At 65.6% G+C, this 16,382-nt stretch carries 13 protein-coding genes and 4 pseudogenes; 7 read left to right on the forward strand and 10 right to left on the reverse strand.

Going from position 1 to position 16,382, the window contains the following annotated elements; translation table 11 throughout:
• The 8 genes and pseudogenes from JCM9942_RS03105 to JCM9942_RS03140 form a co-directional block, all read right to left on the reverse strand.
• Positions 1-1,201 (reverse strand): argininosuccinate lyase (locus JCM9942_RS03105; protein ID WP_054657551.1); only part of this gene is annotated, 1,201 nt, incomplete at its 3' end.
• Positions 1,202-1,230: 29 nt separating this feature from the next.
• On the reverse strand, positions 1,231-2,184 hold the full coding sequence (argC, locus tag JCM9942_RS03110; protein ID WP_054657553.1) for an N-acetyl-gamma-glutamyl-phosphate reductase: 954 nt from the start codon (positions 2,182-2,184) through the stop codon (positions 1,231-1,233).
• A complete protein-coding gene (locus tag JCM9942_RS03115) occupies positions 2,181-2,789 on the reverse strand; it encodes a GNAT family N-acetyltransferase (RefSeq protein WP_054657555.1) in 609 nt (202 codons plus the stop codon). Before JCM9942_RS03115 ends, argC begins: the two co-directional genes overlap by 4 nt.
• Positions 2,790-2,805: 16 nt before the next feature.
• A pseudogene (locus JCM9942_RS03120) lies at positions 2,806-4,121 on the reverse strand (acetylglutamate kinase); the annotation flags it as partial.
• Between the two features lie 67 nt (positions 4,122-4,188).
• Complete coding sequence (locus JCM9942_RS03125; RefSeq protein WP_054657557.1) at positions 4,189-5,286, reverse strand: acetylornithine deacetylase; 1,098 nt, start codon at positions 5,284-5,286, stop codon at positions 4,189-4,191.
• A gap of 93 nt (positions 5,287-5,379) precedes the next feature.
• Positions 5,380-6,576, reverse strand: a complete 1,197-nt coding sequence (locus JCM9942_RS03130; RefSeq protein WP_054657559.1) for an argininosuccinate synthase — start codon at positions 6,574-6,576, stop codon at positions 5,380-5,382.
• Between the two features lie 73 nt (positions 6,577-6,649).
• Positions 6,650-7,657, reverse strand: coding sequence for an N-acetylornithine carbamoyltransferase (locus JCM9942_RS03135; protein ID WP_054657561.1), 1,008 nt, complete (start codon positions 7,655-7,657; stop codon positions 6,650-6,652).
• Between the two features lie 303 nt (positions 7,658-7,960).
• Positions 7,961-8,527: a glycine zipper 2TM domain-containing protein gene (locus JCM9942_RS03140; RefSeq protein ID WP_054657563.1), complete on the reverse strand. Its 567-nt coding sequence runs from the start codon at positions 8,525-8,527 to the stop codon at positions 7,961-7,963.
• A gap of 163 nt (positions 8,528-8,690) precedes the next feature.
• Between JCM9942_RS03140 and cysS the strand changes: the two are divergent.
• The 4 genes and pseudogenes from cysS to JCM9942_RS03155 form a co-directional block, all read left to right on the forward strand.
• Positions 8,691-9,802 (forward strand): annotated as a pseudogene (cysS, locus tag JCM9942_RS19900) (cysteine--tRNA ligase); the annotation flags it as partial.
• Positions 9,803-9,820: 18 nt separating this feature from the next.
• Positions 9,821-10,057 (forward strand): annotated as a pseudogene (locus tag JCM9942_RS20640) (CysS/YqeB C-terminal domain-containing protein); the annotation flags it as partial.
• A 39-nt stretch (positions 10,058-10,096) separates the two neighbouring features.
• The gene (locus JCM9942_RS03150) at positions 10,097-10,537 is read left to right on the forward strand and encodes a SufE family protein (protein ID WP_054657565.1); all 441 of its coding nucleotides are present in this window, start codon (positions 10,097-10,099) and stop codon (positions 10,535-10,537) included.
• Positions 10,534-11,775 carry an MFS transporter gene (locus JCM9942_RS03155; RefSeq protein WP_054657567.1) on the forward strand — a complete coding sequence of 414 codons (1,242 nt, stop codon included), beginning with the start codon at positions 10,534-10,536 and terminating at the stop codon, positions 11,773-11,775. The genes JCM9942_RS03150 and JCM9942_RS03155 overlap by 4 nt, the downstream gene beginning before the upstream one ends.
• 3 nt (positions 11,776-11,778) lie before the next feature.
• On the opposite strand, the gene JCM9942_RS03160 is transcribed toward JCM9942_RS03155, so the two are convergent.
• Positions 11,779-12,237, reverse strand: a complete 459-nt coding sequence (locus JCM9942_RS03160; RefSeq protein WP_054657569.1) for a nucleoside deaminase — start codon at positions 12,235-12,237, stop codon at positions 11,779-11,781.
• Between the two features lie 69 nt (positions 12,238-12,306).
• Positions 12,307-13,472: pseudogene (dksA, locus tag JCM9942_RS18055) on the reverse strand (RNA polymerase-binding protein DksA).
• A 277-nt stretch (positions 13,473-13,749) separates the two neighbouring features.
• Between dksA and yidD the strand changes: the two are divergent.
• Genes yidD through JCM9942_RS03180 form a run of 3 tightly spaced genes read left to right on the forward strand, consistent with a single transcriptional unit; the run spans position 13,750 to position 16,203 of the window.
• Entirely contained in the window at positions 13,750-14,004 is a 255-nt protein-coding gene (gene yidD, locus JCM9942_RS18065) for a membrane protein insertion efficiency factor YidD (RefSeq protein ID WP_083468388.1), read from the forward strand.
• A 1-nt stretch (position 14,005) separates the two neighbouring features.
• Positions 14,006-15,352 carry a dihydroorotase gene (locus JCM9942_RS03175; RefSeq protein WP_054657573.1) on the forward strand — a complete coding sequence of 449 codons (1,347 nt, stop codon included), beginning with the start codon at positions 14,006-14,008 and terminating at the stop codon, positions 15,350-15,352.
• Positions 15,352-16,203: a M23 family metallopeptidase gene (locus JCM9942_RS03180; protein WP_054657575.1), complete on the forward strand. Its 852-nt coding sequence runs from the start codon at positions 15,352-15,354 to the stop codon at positions 16,201-16,203. The genes JCM9942_RS03175 and JCM9942_RS03180 overlap by 1 nt, the downstream gene beginning before the upstream one ends.
• The last annotated feature ends 179 nt before the right edge of the window (positions 16,204-16,382 follow it).

A 16,382-nucleotide genomic window follows, 5' to 3' on the forward strand; every position in this document is an offset into this window, starting at 1 on the left:
TACGCCCCTGCCCTGCGCTGTCGGCGGCCTCGGCAGCGGCCTTGTAGGCGTCGCGGAACGGCACACCGGCCACCGCGGCTTCCACCGCCACATCGGTGGCATACATACCCGAATCGATCGCGGCACGGATGTTGTCATCGCGCCAATCCAGATTGGACAGCAGCGCCGGCAGCAGCTCCAGTGCCGCCAGTCCACGACCGAAGCCGTGCACGATGGCACCCTTGGAGTTCTGCAGGTCGCGCTGGTAACCGGACGGCAGCGACAGCAGCTGCTCAATCTCGGTACGTGCGGCGGCGACGCTGGCATGGGTGGCCCGCATCAGCTCGATCACGTCGGGATTGCGTTTGTTCGGCATGATCGAGCTGCCGGTGGTGTACTGCGCCGGCAGCGCGACAAAAGCGAACTCACCGGTGGTGAACAGCGACAGATCCCAGGCGATGCGGCGCAGATCCAGGGTGGCGCCACCCAGCGCTTCCAGCGCGGCCAGTTCGAACTTGCCACGCGACAGCTGCGCGTAGATCGGGCTGATCTGCATCCGCGAGAATTCCAGCGCGGCGGTGGTGTGTTCGCGGTCCAGTGGCAGGTTGACGCCGTAGCCGGCGGCCGTGCCCAGCGGGTTGGTATCGATCAACGCGCGGGTGTCGCGGGCGCGGATGGCGTTGTCGATGAAAGCCTCGGCCCAGCCGGCCCACCACATGCCCGCCGAGGACACCACGGCGCGCTGGATATGGGTATAGCCCGGCAACGGCTGCCGCTGTTCGGCGGCGGCGCGGTCCAAGGCCACCTTGGCGACCTCGACGCTGATCTGCGCAACGCGTTCGAGCTTCTCCTTCAGCCACAGACGCGTGGCCACAAGGATCTGGTCGTTGCGGCTGCGCCCGGTATGGATCTTGCGGCCGGCATCACCCAGACGCTCGGTCAGGCGTGCCTCGATGGCCGAGTGGCAATCCTCGTACTGCTCGTCCAGCACGAAGGCGCCGCTGCGGAAATCCTCGGCCAGCACCACCAGTTCGCGCTTGAGCGCCGCCAGTTCATCGGCACTGAGAATACCGATGTGCTGCAGCCCTTCAGCATGGGCGGTGCTGGCCTGGATGTCGTGCAGGAAGAACTCGCGATCGAGGATCACGTCGTCGCCGGCGAGGAAGGTCTGGATCTTGGCGTCAACCGCGACACCGGGTTTCTGCCAGAGCAGGTTGGTCATGGGGATATCCCGTCAGTTGTGCGAGAGGTTCAGTGCGGAATGGCGGTCAGCTCATCCAGCCCCAAAGCCCGGTTGAGGTTCTGCAAGGCCTGGGTGGCCGCGCCCTTGAGCAGGTTGTCGATGGTCGCCACCACCACCACCCGCTTGTTGCCCGGCGCCAGGGTGAAGCCACCGATCTGCACGCCATGCGTGCCGGCAATGCGGCTGACCCACGGCGCCTCATCGACCACCTCCACCAGCGGCTCGTTGGCATAGCGCTGCTGATACAGCGCGACGATCTCTTCGCGGCTGCGCGGCTGCTGCAGCCACAGATTCACGGTCATGGTGATGCCGCGGAAGTGCGGGGCCACATGCGGCATGAATTCCACCGGCACACCGAGCTGGGTCGACACCTCGCGCTCGTGCACGTGGTTGGTCAACGCATACGGCATCAGGTTGTCGCGCAGCAGTTCGGGATTGTTCTTGTCCGAGGGCGTGGTACCGGCACCGGACCAGCCGGACACGCCGAAGCAGGTCGGCGGGCCGGCCAGCTGTGACAGCAGCGGCGTGATCGCCAGCTGCATGGCGGTGGCGTAGCAGCCCGGATTGCTGATGCGCTTGTGCCCGGCATAGCGCCCACGGGTCAGCTCCGGCAGGCCGTAGTACCAGCTGTTGTCGAAGCGGTAATCGGCGGAAAGATCGACGATCACCGTGTCTGGCCGGGCCGCGTCCAGCGCGGTCACAAACGGCTCGGCTTTGCCGTTGGGCAGCGCCAGCACCACCGCGTCCACGCCCTTGGCGGCCACCGCATCGGCATCCAGGTTTTCGTAGCGCAGCTCGCCACAATAGGCGGGGTTATGGTCGGCCACGCGCTGGCCAGCCAGCTCGCGCGAAGACACGAACGCCAGCTCGATCCGCGGATGCGCGGCCACCAGCTTGATCAACTCGGTGCCGGTGTAGCCGCGGGCGCCAACGATGCCCAGGGAGAATTTCTTGTCAGTCATGAGTGCGAATCCAGAAGGAACTGCAGGTTGGCTTTCACCGCCGGCCATTCCGAGTCGATGATGGAAAACACCACGGTGTCGCGGCGCGACCCGTCGGCGTGACGCTTGTGGTTGCGCAGCACACCATCTTGCTTGGCACCGATCCGGGCAATGGCATTGCGCGAGGCCTGGTTGAAGCAGCTGGTCTCGAAGCCGACACTGATACAGCCCAGGGTTTCGAAGGCGTGCCGCAGCAACAGCAGCTTAGCCTCGGTATTCAGCCCGGTGCGCTGGACGCTGGGGTGATACCAGGTGTAGCCGATATTAAGCCGAGGCACATCCGCGTCCAGCGCGTAGAAGCGCGTGCTGCCCACAATCTCACCGCGGGCGTTGCCGACCGCAAAGGCCAGCGCCCTGCCCTGCACCTGCGCCTCGAGTGCCGCAGTGACATAACGTGCGGCATCCTCCGGCGCGGGCACATTGGTGTACCAGCAGCGCGACAGCTCGCCCTCACCCAGCGCCCGCTGCAACGCCGGCACGTGCGACATCTGCAACGGCTCCAGCGTTACGTGCCGGCCCCGCAGGGTCGGCACGGTGCTCCACGCAGTGGCCGAGTGCGGCAGCATCACTCAGCCTTGGAGGGCTCGGTTTGCGTTCGGCGCAGTGCTTCACATAGCCCTTGATGCTGTCGAAATCGTCGGCGCCAAACCAGAACACCTTCCAGTGGTCGAGCTTGTAGCAGCCATCGGATTCGGAATAGTAGAAATGGTTGACCGGGTTGCCGTTGCGCGAGCGCCAGAACAGCTGCGGGGTTTCCTCCAGCATCACGTTCCAGACCGCACGCCCGAGCCCCTCACCCTGTGCGTCGTCCAGCACGGCGAACTTGTCCAGGTACACGCCCTCGGCCTCATCAGTGAGGATCACCGCGGTGCGGTAGTGCTCGCTGACATAGGCGCGCAGCAGCCTGGTCTTCTCGAAGTAGTCCGGCACCAGCGTACGGCCGAAGTGGATTCGATCAGCGTCTTCAGCCGCGCGGTATCGAGCTGATCCCACGATGTCGCCTTGAGCACCTTCTCGCCGCGACGCACCAGCGTGCCCGAGCCCTTGTGGGTGAACAGCTCCTTGGCCAGATCGGCCGGACGCGTGATCGACACCGAGGACTCCTCCGGCAAGCGGTCCAGCAGGTCCTTGATCTGCTCGATCTTGACCCGCATGCCACCGTGGATCCACGGCTGCGCCATCAGCTGGTCGTACTCGGTGGACAGGTTGATCGAATCGATCACCTGACCCTCGGCATCGAGCAAGCCACCGGTACCGGTCAGGAAGATGATCTTGTACGGCTGCAGCTCCTGCACCAGCTCATTGGCGGCAAAATCCGCGTTGATGTTGAGGATCTGCCCGCTCGGGGTTTCGCCCAGCGAGGTGATCACCGGGATCGAACCGGCCTTCAGGCTCGCCTCGATCGGCGCCAGGTTCACCGCCTTGACCTCGCCGACCAGACCGTAGGTATCGCGGTCGAGGTATTCGGCCTCGAACACACCACCGGTGATCGAGGTCGCACGTGCGCCATTCTGCTGCAGGGCTTCCACCAGCTTCAGGTTGGAGCTCTGGAACACCTTGCGCACGATCGCCAACGCTTCGGGCGAGGTCACCCGCAAGCCGTCGATGGTGTGCTTCTCGATTCCGGCCGCCGACAACTCGGCATCCAGCTGCGGGCCGGCGCCGTGCAGCACGATCGGGGTCAGGCCGACCTCCTGCAGGAAGGATAGCGACGAGGTCAGCGCTTCCAGATCGTCGCGCAATACCGCGCCACCGACCTTGACCACGGCAAAGCGCTTGGCATCGAGCTGCGAGAACCGTTTCAGGTACTGGCTGATCTCCTTGGCGCTGGCCATGCTCGAGAGCAGGCGCACGATGGTCTGGCGGGTTTGGCGGTGGGGTTGCATGGCAGGGGACATGTCTTGCTTCATCGGGGCGACCGCGGTCGCAGGGGAGAATCCGGCGCAGCGCGCCGGGTCACGTGCTTCAGGCGCCGCGCTGCAGGATCCGCAGCACCGACTCCGCATAACGCTGCAACTGTTCCAGCGTGACGAACTCATCGGCGGTATGGGCCTGGGCGATATCGCCCGGGCCATACACCATCGTGGTGTAGCCACCGGCCGAGAACAGCGAGGCCTCGGTCCAGAAATCCACCGCATTGCCGATCGGCAGGCCCAGCTCGTCGGCGACGTCGCGGGCGGCCAGGCGGCGCTCCTCGGCACGGGCGATATCACCGGACGGCAAGCTCGGGCCGCGGAAGGTTTCCTCGAAGTGCGCCGCCGACGGCTCGGCAAAGCCGGCGAAAGTGGCCAGCAACCCGTCGATGTCCATCGACGGCAACGGACGGAAGCCGAAACGCAGCTCGGCCTCGGGCGCGATCATGTTGGCCTTGATCCCCCCTTCGACGCGGCCGATGTTGAAGCGCAGCCCGGTCAGGCCACCGAAGCGTGCATGCGCCAGCGACTCGACATGTTCCAGCGCTTTTCCGCCCCAGCGCATGGCCTGGTGCAGCGCGCTGGCCGACGGATCCTGCCTGCCCGAAGCATGGCCGGCACGACCGGCAAATTTCATCAGCACCGAACTGATGCCACGGTGGGCCAGCACCGCTTCGCTCATGGTCGGCTCGGCGACGATCACCGCTTCATAGGGGATGCCACGGGCCAGGAAGGCAGCGATGCAGCGCGGATCATTGGCTTCCTCGTCGCTGGAAAACAGGAACGCCGCATCGCCATCGGTCAGGTTGGCGGCGGCCACCAGCGCGGCGGCGGCGCCCTTGATGTCGCATACCCCCAGGCCGACCACGCGGTCGTCCAGGCGCCGCATCACATGCGGATCAGCCGACCAGTGCGGTGAATCCGGCACCGTGTCCAGATGCACATTGAACAGGTACTTGGGCGTGCCACGCACCGCGTAGAAACTGACCGCACCGGCACCGTGGTCGATCACCTCGACATTGAAGCCCGGCAGGTTGGCGCGCAGGTAATCGAAGATGCCACCGGTGGTGATGGCACGCGGCGGATTGCGGGTGTCAAACGACACCAGCGCCTGCAGGTGGTCCAGCGTCGTGTCAAGCAACTGCGTCATGGGCATTCAAACCGGAAGAAAGCAGTGGAAGCCCGGCGCAAGTGCGCCGGGCGGAAACAACAGCGGGCACCGCCAAGCGGCGCCCGTCGCGGATCAGCGGTTGACCTGCGCGTACAGCGTGGAGCTCATGCCAAACAGCTTGATGAAGCCTTCGGCTTCTTCCACGCCCCAGTCGGCCGACTGCGCGTAGGTCGCGCCCTTGGCGTTGAGCAGGTGCTCGGACTTCACCGCCACCGCATCGACGCGGCCGCCGCGGGTTTCCAGCACCACCTCGCCATTGACCTTGGCCTGCGAGGACTTCAGGAACGCCTCGATGTCGGTCTTGAGCGGGTCGTGGTAGAAGCCTTCATACACCAGCTCCACCCACTTGCGCGCCACGTCCGGCTTGAAACGGTTCTGCTGCTTGGTCAGCACCGCATCTTCCAGCGCGCGGTGCGCGGCCAGCAGCGAGACCAGACCCGGCGCCTCGAACACGATGCGGCCCTTCAGGCCGATCACGGTGTCACCGGTGTAAACGCCACGGCCCACGCCGTACGGGGCGAACATCTTGTTGAGGCGGGCCAGGATCTGCTCACCCGGCAGTGCCTTGCCGTCCAGCGCGACGGCCTCGCCCTCGACGAACTTCAGGGTCACGGTCAGCGGTTCGATCGGCCAGGCGCTGCGCGGCGCGCACCAGCCGCGGGCGCCTTCGCCCGGCGCTTCCCAACGGTCGATCTCGCCGCCGGACATGGTCAGGCCCAGCAGGTTCTCGTTGATGGTGTAGGCCTGCTGTTTGGCACGCACGCCGAAGCCACGCTCTTCCAGGTACTTCTGCTCGTAGGCACGGGTCTGGGTGTGTTCTTTCTGGATTTCGCGGATCGGCGCGACGATCACGTAATCACCCAGTGCCTTCACTGCCAGATCGAAGCGGACCTGGTCGTTGCCCATGCCGGTGCAGCCGTGGGCGATGATGTTGGTGCCCAGCTCGGCGGCGCGCTTGAGCGCGGCGTCCACGATCAGGTAACGGTCCGACACCAGCAGCGGGTACTGGCCCTGGTAGCCCTCGCCGGCCCACACGAACGGCTTGACGAAGCCCTCCCAGATTGCCGGGCCACCGTCGACGGTGACATGGCTGCTGACGCCCAGCTCGGCGGCACGCTTCTCGATGAAGTCGCGCTCTTCGTCGTCCACGCCGCCGGTGTCGGCGAACACGGTGTGCACGTTGTAGCCACGCTCCTGCAGATACGGCACGCAGAAGCTGGTGTCGAGGCCGCCGGAGAAGGCGAGGACGATGTCTTTCTTGGAGGTCATGTCAGTTGCTCGTGAAGCGGACCGGCGGCCCGCCATGGGGGAGGAAAGCGGAAAGGTTGCAGGAGGTCCGGATTCAGCGCACCAGCGCCGACATGATGGCCTTCTGCACGTGCAGGCGGTTTTCGGCTTCGTTGATGGCGATGCACTGCGGCGAGTCCATCACACCGTCGGTGGCCTTGACGTTGCGGCGCAGCGGCAGGCAGTGGCTGAACACGCCATTGTTGGTCAGCGCCATCTTGGCCTCATCGACGATGAAGTGCTTGTACTGGTCGCGGATCGGCTGCTCCGGGGCCCAGTTGCCGAAGAACGGCAGCGCGCCCCAGCTCTTGGCGTAGACCACATCGGCGCCGGCATAGGCGCTGGCGATGTCGTGGCTGACCTGCAGCGAACCACCGCTCTCGGCTACGTTCTGCTCGGCCCAGCCCATGTAGCGCTCATCCAGGATGTAGTCCGGGGTCGGGCACAGCAGGGTCACGTCCATGCCCATGCGCGTGGCAATGGTCAGCGCCGAATTGGCCACGGCGGTGTTGAGCGGCTTGGGATGGTAGGTCCAGGTCAGCACATACTTCTTGCCGCGCAGGTCGGTGGTGCCGAAATGTTCCTGCAGCGCCAGGATGTGCGCCAGTTCCTGGCACGGATGGGTGATGGTCTCCATGTTGATGACCGGCACCGGCGAATACCTGGCAAAGCTCTTGAGCACCTGGTCCTCGCGGTCCTTGCTCCAGTCCACGAATTTCGGGAACGCGCGCACGCCGATCAGGTCCACATAACGGCCCAGCACCTTGGCCACTTCGGCGATGTGCTCTTCGGTATCCCCGTCCATGACGGTACCGAGGTTGAACTCGATCGGCCAAGCGTCCTTGCCCGGCTGCAGCACCACCGCATGCCCACCCAGCTGAAACGCGCCCAGCTCGAAGCTGGTACGGGTGCGCATGGACGGATTGAAGAACACCAGGGCGATCGATTTACCCTTCAGGTCATCACCCAGCTTGTGTTGTTTGAACAACGCCGCCTGGGTGAGCAGTGCGTCCAGTTCGGCGCGGCTCCAGTCCTGGGTGTTCAAGAAGTGCTTCAGAGACATCGATCTTTCCTTCGCTGCGGGGAAATCCGTCGTTACCGGCGGAAGGTGCGCGGACGCGCAATTCATTACGCTTGAAACTTTTCATGGATCGGAAACGAAAAAACCCAGCCTGGGCTGGGTTTTCCGAACAGACAGCACGAAGCTCCGGTTACCCAGCGAAATTGTGGGGTTCCGGTCGGCGGGCACGCGACGTCATACCGGAGGCCATCCGGGCGGCGCTGATACCAAGCTGGGCGTCGTTCGATTTCATCGGCGCGCATGGTCGCACGCACGCCGGGGGGGCGCAAGTGTCGCAACGCAACATCAGGGATTGCCTGCAGCCTGTTCAACCATCGAGCCGATATCCGGGGTGATGGAGACCCTCAATTTCAAACGGTTTCCCGGATCCTCCGGCAGGCGCGAGCGGAATTTGACGCCCTTGTAGACATAGTCCACGTCATAGGCGATGGGCCGGCGGAATTCACGGCCCACCTCGACGATCTTGCACTCCGGGGTCAGCATCGCGGCATGCCGGCTGGTGTCATGGATGCGCGGCGCCTCGGCGGTGTCTTCCGCGCTTTCTTCACGATTGACGAAAATACCCCGTACCGAGTCCCAGAAGCGGCGAAAACCGCCCTTGTTCTCCTCCCCCTTCACCTGCACCGGTGCAAGCGTGCGCGTGGCGACAGGTTCGCAATGCTCTTCGGTGCGGGTTGCGCGCAGGGTCTGGAACACCGGTTCGACGTTGAGCACCTGGGCGTAGTCGTAGCGCACATTCTCAACCACCACGACGCGGTTGCGGCCATCGACCTCGGAAGCTTCCTGCGCCCGTGCCGAGGCGACAAAAAAAGCCAGCAGGCAGAGGGCGGACAAAAACGGCGCGGGATTCATCAACACTCGCAGCGGGAAGAGTCGGGTCACGATCGATAGTGTAGGCAGCCAAGCCGACGCTGGCCTGAACATAACCCGTCCACGACCCGATTGCCCAGCCCGGACGTGCCCCACCGTGCCGGGACCGCTAGAATTGCGCGGTTCGTTTCTCCCCCGGATACCCATGACCCTGCGCCTGCACAACAACCTGACGCGGCAGCTGGAGCCCTTCGCTCCGCTCGACCCCACCGCCCCGACCCTGTATGTGTGTGGCCCCACGGTCTACAACTACGTGCACATCGGCAACGCCCGCGGCCCGGTGGTCTTTGGCGTACTGGCCGACCTGCTGCGCCGCCGCTACGGGCATCTGCGTTACGCGCGCAACATCACCGACGTGGACGACAAGATCAATGCCGCCGCCAAGGAACAGGGTGTGCCGATCTCGGCCATCACCGACCGTTTCGCGGCCGCCTACCGCGAGGACATGGCCGCGCTGGGCGTGGTGCCGCCGGATATCGAGCCCGAGGCCACGGCGCACATCCCGCACATCATCACGATGATCGAAGGCCTGATCGGCAGCGGCCACGCCTACGCCGCCGAGGGTCACGTGCTGTTCTCGGTGGGCAGTTTCAAGGACTACGGCAAGCTCTCGCGCCGCGATCCGGACGAAATGCTGGCCGGCGCCCGCGTCGATGTGGCGCCATACAAGCGCGATCCGGGGGACTTCGTGCTGTGGAAACCGTCCACCGACGACCTGCCCGGCTGGGAATCGCCGTGGGGCCGTGGCCGCCCGGGCTGGCACATCGAGTGTTCGGCGATGGCCGCCGCCCATCTGGGCCCGACCATCGATATCCACGCCGGCGGCGTGGATCTGCAGTTTCCGCACCACGAAAACGAGATCGCGCAAAGCGAGTGCGCGCATGGCGGAAAGACCTTCGCCCGCTTCTGGCTGCACAACGGCATGCTCAACTTCGGCGGCGCAAGATGAGCAAGTCGCTGGGCAACATTGAACGCGTGCACGATCTGGTGCAGCAGCATCCGCCGGAAGCGCTGCGCTATGCGCTGCTGTCGGCCCACTACCGGCAGCCGCTGGACTGGTCGGAAGCACTGATCGAGCAGTCGGTACGGACGTTGGACCGTCTGTACGGCACGCTGCGCGATCTGGCCGATGTGGACGCCATGGCCACCATCCCATCCAGCGTCGAAGCCGCGCTGGACGATGACCTCAACACGCCGCTGGCCTTGGCCGAAGTGGCCCGCATCGCCAGCGACGCGCGCAGGGCCGAATCCGCCGGGAAAAAGGCTCGCCTGAAGGCCGAGCTGCTCGGCGCCGGTCTGGCGCTGGGTCTGCTGCAGCAGGCACCGGCCGACTGGTTCAGCCGCGGCACCGATGCCGGCGATGATGCCCGCATCCAGGCCCTGATCGATGAACGCATCGCCGCCAAGCAGGCTCGCGACTTCGCCCGCGCCGATGCCATCCGCGACCAGCTGGCCGCCGAGAACATCGTGCTGGAAGACACCCCGCAGGGCGTGCGCTGGAAGCGCGGCTGAGTCGCCGCCCCCTGCCCTGACCGACAACCGGATACTGAAGTGATTGATACCCCGTTTCCGCTCGAACCCACCGCCGCCGATGCCCAGGCCACGATCGCCGAAGAGTTCTCCTTCTTCGGGGACTGGTCCGAACGCTACCAGTACCTGATCGATCTGGGCCGCAAGCTGCCCACCTTCCCGGAGGAATGGAAGAGTGAGGAACATCGCCTGCACGGCTGCCAGTCAATGGTGTGGATCGTTCCGGAAGGCAACGCCGACAAGCTGGTCTTCCATGCGGTCAGTGACTCGGCCATCGTCTCGGGCCTGATCTACCTGGCACTGCGCGTCTACTCCGGCCGCTCGGCCGCGGAAATCCTGGCCACCGCCCCGGACTACGTCGCCGCTATCGGCCTGGCCAAGCACCTGTCACCCACCCGCAGCAACGGCCTGGCCGCCATGCTGGCCTTCATCCGGGATACCGCCCAAGCGCAGCAGCAGTGAGCGCTGCAACGGACAGCAGCCCTGGCGCGATCCTGCGCCAGCCCGGCTTCGCCCAGCTGCTGGCCTACCGCATCACGGCGATGCTGTCCTACCAGATCGTCGCGATCACGGTCGGCTGGCACATCTACGAGATCACCCGCAATCCATTTTCACTGGGCCTGATCGGCCTGGCCGAAGTGCTGCCCTACTTCTGCGTGGCGCCGTTTGCCGGCTACCTGGTCGACCATCTGCCGCGGCGCAAACTCGGCATGGCCGCCAGCCTCGGCCTGATCGCCACCGCTGCGGTGCTGGTGATGGTGACCAACGGCTGGCTTCCGTTCAAAGGCACCTGGCCGATCTACCTGGCCATCGCCCTGACCGGCGTGGTGCGCGCCTTCCTCTCGCCGGTCTACAACGCGCTGTTCGCCCGGGTGCTCGCGCGTGGACAGTTCGCACGCGGCGCCGGCTTCGGCAGCGTGGTGTTCCAGGCCGGCATGGTGCTTGGCCCCGCCCTGGGCGGCCTCCTCGTGGCCTGGGGCGGCAAGAGCCTGTCCTATGGCGTGGCCGCGGTGATGGCGACACTGGCGCTGCTCGCACTGGCATCGCTGCGCGTCAGCGAACCGGCGCCGCCGCAGTCGCGCGCACCGATTTTCGCCAGCATCGCCGAGGGCGCGCGCTTCGTGCTGGGCAACCAGATCATGCTCGGCGCGATGGCGCTGGACATGTTCTCGGTACTGCTCGGCGGTGTCGTCGCGATGCTGCCGGCCTTCATCCGGGAAATCCTGCATCACGGTCCGGAAGGCCTGGGCATCCTGCGCGCGGCGCCGGCGCTGGGCTCGATCTGCGTCGGACTATGGCTTGCCCGCCGCCCGCTGCAACGCCATGCCGGACGGGTCCTGCTGTTGGCCGTGGCCGGCTTTGGCCTGTGCGTGATCGGCTTCGGGCTGTCACAGCACTTCTGGCTGTCCGCGGCCATCCTGCTGTTCTACGGTGCCTTCGACGGCGTCTCGGTGGTGGTGCGTTCGACCATCCTGCAGCTGGCCACTCCCGACGAGATGCGCGGTCGCGTCTCCTCGATCAACGGCCTGTTCATCAGCTCATCCAATGAACTGGGCGCGTTCTATGCCGGCAGCATGGCGCGCCTGCTCGGGCTGGTGCCTGCCGCGGTGATCGGCGGCTGCGCGGTACTGGGCGTGGCCGGCATCACCGCATGGAAAGCGCCGCAATTGCGGCGCCTGGACCTGCGTGACCTGCAATAAGCCTCAGGCCTGCGCCCGGGCCCATTCGGCATAGAGCCCCTCCTCCCCCGCCGGCGGCAACGACTGCAACCCCGAGTCCACTGCGGCCGGGCCCGCCGCCAGACGCGCGTAGACCGCAGCGGTCGACAATCCGAACGGCTGCGCGTCCTCGTTGGAGTAGGCGAACCATGCCCGCTCGATGCCGCACAGGTACATCGCCGCCAGACACATCGGGCACGGATGGCCGCTGGCGTAGATCACACACCCCTCCAGCCGCGGGCTTTGCAGGCGCGCACTGGCGTGGCGGATCGCCCGCATCTCGGCGTGATCGGTGGGATCGTGACTGGCGTGGATGCTGTTGGCCGCCTCGGCCAGCACCTGCCCGTCCTTGACCAGTACCGCGCCAAACGGGCGCCCGCCCGCGGCGATGTTGTCGCGGGCCAGCGCCACCGCGCGACGCATGAAAACTTCGGCATCAGACATTGCGTCTCTCCTCAACAAGGAAACCCCGCCGTGGCGGGGTTCCGGATGGCATCAGCGGTGCGGCGGGACTTATTCGCCCTGCTGCTTCTGCAGATGCTCCCAGCGCTCCTGCGCATCGATCGTGCGCTCGGCGGTGAGACGGGCTTCCAGGCGGTCCAGGCCGATTTCCTCGCCGGTATCCACGCAGTAGCCGTAATCACCGGCTTCCAGACGCTTGAGCGTGCTGTCGATCTTGCCGATCAGTTTGCGGTAGCGGTCACGGGTACGCAGCTCGAGCGAGTTCTCGGTCTCGCGCGTGGCACGCTCGGCCTCGTCACCGATATCACGCACTTCTTCGCGCAGGTTCTCGATGGTCTGCTTCGATTCCTCGACCAGATCAGCGCGCCAGTCCTGCAGACGCTGGCGGAAGTATTCCTGCTGCAGCGCGCTCATGTATTCCTCATCCGCCGACGGCTTGTAGCCCTCCGGCAGGATCGGACGACCGGTGGCGTCATCGACTTTGTATTCCACCACCTTGTATTTGCTGCGCGGAGCCGGAGCGGCCGAGCGTGCGGTGACGGCCACGGCGACCTTGCCGACCGGACGGACGGCAACAGGCGCAGCGGACTTGACGGGGGCCTTGACGGAATTTTTTACGTGGGATTTCGGTGCAGACACGGGATTCTTGGATTGCGGGGTCTTGGTCGCAGGCGATGGCTTGGCGGCAACCGGTTGGGTAACCGGAGCTGCGGCCGTCTTGGCGACGTTGACCGGGACAGACTTGGCCGTCACCGGCTTGGGAGCCGGCTTCGGTACGGACTTGGCCGCGGGCTTGGCGACGGGGGTTTTGACTGCCTTGGCCACGGCGGGCTTGGCAGGCACTTTCTTGGCAACAGGAGCTGGAGCGGGCTTGCTGGCGACCTTTTTGACCGGCGCGGCGACCGGCTTGGCCACCTTCTTGACGGCCTTCTTGGCTGCCGGTGCCGCCTTCTTGGCTACCACCTTCTTGACCGGAGCCGCCTTGGCTACGGTCTTCTTGCTACGGTCTTCTTGGCGGGAGCCTTCTTGACCGGCGCCTTCTTGGCTACCACCTTCTTTGCTACCACTTTTTTGGCGGACGCCTTCTTGGCTGCCGGCTTGGCGGCCTTGGTGACCGGCTTCTTCGCAACTGGCTTGGACACCGCCTTCGTTACTGCAGGCTTGGCGGTTTTCTTGGCGGCCTTGACGGCCTTCTTTGCAGTTTTTTTAGCAGCCACGAAACGCTCTTCCTTGTTTCCCCCGGGGCCCGGGAAAGCGGGCCTTTATAGCCTACCCGACCAGCAGCGGCAACCGCGCCAGCCCGTTCAATCTGAACGGATGCTCGACACGTGCAGAATCGGTTCGATGGTGTCACCGGACCGTTCGCGCAGTTCGGAACCTGACCAAGCGCATCAGCGCGCCCGGCGGGCCGCTGAAGCAGCAACGCCACATCGGCAACCCTCGCGCATCCTGCGACAAATCCTGCGGCAATGCCAACTGGCATATCATTAACGGGTGATCGGCCGCCTTCTCATTGCCGTACTGCGCTTGTACAAGCGCCTCATCAGCCCCCTGCTCGGGCCGCGCTGCCGTTTTGTCCCCAGTTGCTCCGAATACGGGATGGAAGCCATCTCCGTCCATGGCCCGTTGCGTGGCTGCTGGTTGACGCTGCGACGGCTGGGGCGTTGCCACCCGTTCCATCCGGGCGGCCTCGACTCCGTCCCCAAGCGCGCCGACGACCCCTCTTGCCGCTGCACAGGAAAACACTGACATGCCCTCCACGCTCATCCGCAATGCCCGCATGGTCAACGAAGGCCGCACCTTCAACGGCGACCTGCGCATCGAGAACGACCGCATCGCGCAGATCGGCAGCGGCCTGACCCCGCGTGACGGTGAGCAGGTGGTGGATGCGGCCGGGCGCTGGCTGCTGCCGGGCATGATCGATGACCAGGTGCACTTCCGCGAACCGGGCCTGACCCACAAGGGCGACATCGCCAGCGAATCGGCCGCGGCCGTGGCCGGCGGCCTGACCAGCTTCATGGACATGCCCAACACCAACCCGCCGACCCTGGATTCGACCATCCTCGAAGCCAAGTACGAACTGGCCAAAGGCCGGGCCTGGGCCAATTACGGTTTCTATCACGGCGCCAGCAACGACAACCTCGATGCGATCCGCGCCCTGGACCCGAAGAAGGCACCAGGCGTGAAGGTGTTCATGGGAGCCTCCACCGGCAACATGCTGGTCGACAACCCGGAAACCCTGGACGCGATCTTCCGCGAATGCCCGACCCCGATCATCACGCACTGCGAAGACACGCCGATGATCGACGCCAACCTGAAGGCCTTCCAGGAAAAGTACGGCGATGCGCTGACCCCGGAGATGCACCCGGATATCCGCTCGCGTGAGGCCTGCCTCAAATCCACCCGACTGGCGATGTCGCTGGCACGCAAGCACGGTACCCGCCTGCACGTGCTGCACATCTCCACCGCCGACGAATTGGCGCTGTTCGAGAAGGGTCCGCTGATCCGCGCCGACGGCAGCCGCAAGCAGATCACCGCCGAGACCTGCGTGCACTTCCTGCACTTCGCCCGCCCCGATTACGCGACCAAGGGCAACCTGATCAAGTGCAACCCGGCGATCAAGGACGTGTCCGACCGCGAGGCGATCACCGCCGCGCTGGCCGATGACGTGCTGGACGTGCTGGCCACCGACCACGCCCCGCATACCTGGGAAGAGAAGCAGAAGCCCTACGCGCAGGCACCGTCCGGCCTGCCGCTGGTGCAGTACGCGCTGGTCGCGGCGCTGGAGCGCGTGCACGAGGGCAAGCTCACCCGCGAACAGGTGGTACAGAAGTTCGCCCACGCTCCGGCGCAGCTGTTCGACGTGGAAGAACGCGGCTTCCTGCGCGAAGGCTATTTCGCCGATCTGGTACTGGTGGAAGATGTGCCGTTCACGGTGAAGCGCGAGGACGTGCTGTCCAAGTGCGGCTGGTCGCCGTTTGAAGGCACCACCTTCCGCTCGCGCATCGCCTCCACCTGGGTCAACGGCCAGCGGGTGTGGGATGGCAGCAAGCTGGTCGGTGCACCGGCCGGCCAGCGCATGACCTACGATCGTTGATGCGCAAGGTATTTCTGTTCGGGGCGCTGCTGCTGGCCACGCCCCTGCTCACCGCGCCGGCGGCACAGGCGCAGGATGACATCGGCAACCTGCTCGACAGCCGCGTGGTGTTCCCGGCCAGCGTTTCGCAGGGTGCGATGGTGATCGGCAAGGTGCCGGCCGGCAGCACGGTCCGCTACGCGGGCCGCGAGCTGCGGGTCAGCGGTTATGGCAGCGTGGTGCTCGGTGTCGGACGCGATGAAAAGGGCCCGTTGCAGGTACAGGTGCAGCGCCCGGAGGGCGGCAGCGAGACCATTTCAATCGTGGTGACTGCGCGTGACTGGCCGACCGAGCACGTCAATGGCGTACCGCCGAAGACGGTGAATCCGCCGCCGGCCATCGCCGAACGCATTGCCCGCGAGCAGGCGCTGGTGACCGAATCACGCAAGCGTGATGACAACCGCACCGACTTCACCCAGACCTTCCTCTGGCCGGTACAGGGGCGCATCAGCGGCCGCTTCGGCAACGCCCGCGTTTACAACGGGCAACCCGGCGCCGGCCATTCGGGCATGGATATCGCCGCCGCCACCGGTACCCCGGTGAAGGCCCCGGCGGCCGGCATCGTCACCTTCGCCAACCCGGACCTGTACCTGACCGGCGGCACCCTGGTGCTGGATCATGGCTTCGGCATCAGCTCCAACTTCCTGCACCTGTCGCGGATCGACGTGAAGGTGGGCGACCGCATCGCGCAGGGGCAGACCGTTGCCGCCGTCGGTGCCACCGGACGAGCGACCGGACCACACCTGCATTGGGGGATGAACTGGTTCGACACCCGCATCGATCCACTGCTTGTGCTGGAACGCGGCAAGTAACCGCCGAGCATTCACCACACGGGCATGCGGCAGCGCGCCCGCGCACTCACGCCACTGAACGCCCGCGGATGCGGGGCGGCGCGTTCGTGGTGATTTGACACACAACGCTCAACCGCGCGCAGCCCACCAGCTGCGCCACAGCAGTCCCGCCGGGCTGGGCTGATACTCGCCACCGCGCA

It is taken from the genome of Stenotrophomonas pictorum JCM 9942, from assembly GCF_001310775.1.
Taxonomy (GTDB): Bacteria; Pseudomonadota; Gammaproteobacteria; order Xanthomonadales; family Xanthomonadaceae; genus Stenotrophomonas; species Stenotrophomonas pictorum.

What these genes read in the sequence shown, in the direction of transcription:
- JCM9942_RS03175 (WP_054657573.1), top strand. Translation starts at nt 14,006, where the DNA reads ATGCCCTCCACGCTCATCCGCAATGCCCGCATGGTCAACGAAGGCCGC.
- JCM9942_RS03180 (WP_054657575.1), top strand. Translation starts at nt 15,352, where the DNA reads ATGCGCAAGGTATTTCTGTTCGGGGCGCTGCTGCTGGCCACGCCCCTG.
- JCM9942_RS03115 (WP_054657555.1), bottom strand. Translation starts at nt 2,789, where the DNA reads ATGCTGCCGCACTCGGCCACTGCGTGGAGCACCGTGCCGACCCTGCGG.
- argC (WP_054657553.1), bottom strand. Translation starts at nt 2,184, where the DNA reads ATGACTGACAAGAAATTCTCCCTGGGCATCGTTGGCGCCCGCGGCTAC.
- JCM9942_RS03140 (WP_054657563.1), bottom strand. Translation starts at nt 8,527, where the DNA reads ATGAATCCCGCGCCGTTTTTGTCCGCCCTCTGCCTGCTGGCTTTTTTT.
- JCM9942_RS03160 (WP_054657569.1), bottom strand. Translation starts at nt 12,237, where the DNA reads ATGTCTGATGCCGAAGTTTTCATGCGTCGCGCGGTGGCGCTGGCCCGC.
- JCM9942_RS03135 (WP_054657561.1), bottom strand. Translation starts at nt 7,657, where the DNA reads ATGTCTCTGAAGCACTTCTTGAACACCCAGGACTGGAGCCGCGCCGAA.
- JCM9942_RS03125 (WP_054657557.1), bottom strand. Translation starts at nt 5,286, where the DNA reads ATGACGCAGTTGCTTGACACGACGCTGGACCACCTGCAGGCGCTGGTG.
- JCM9942_RS03130 (WP_054657559.1), bottom strand. Translation starts at nt 6,576, where the DNA reads ATGACCTCCAAGAAAGACATCGTCCTCGCCTTCTCCGGCGGCCTCGAC.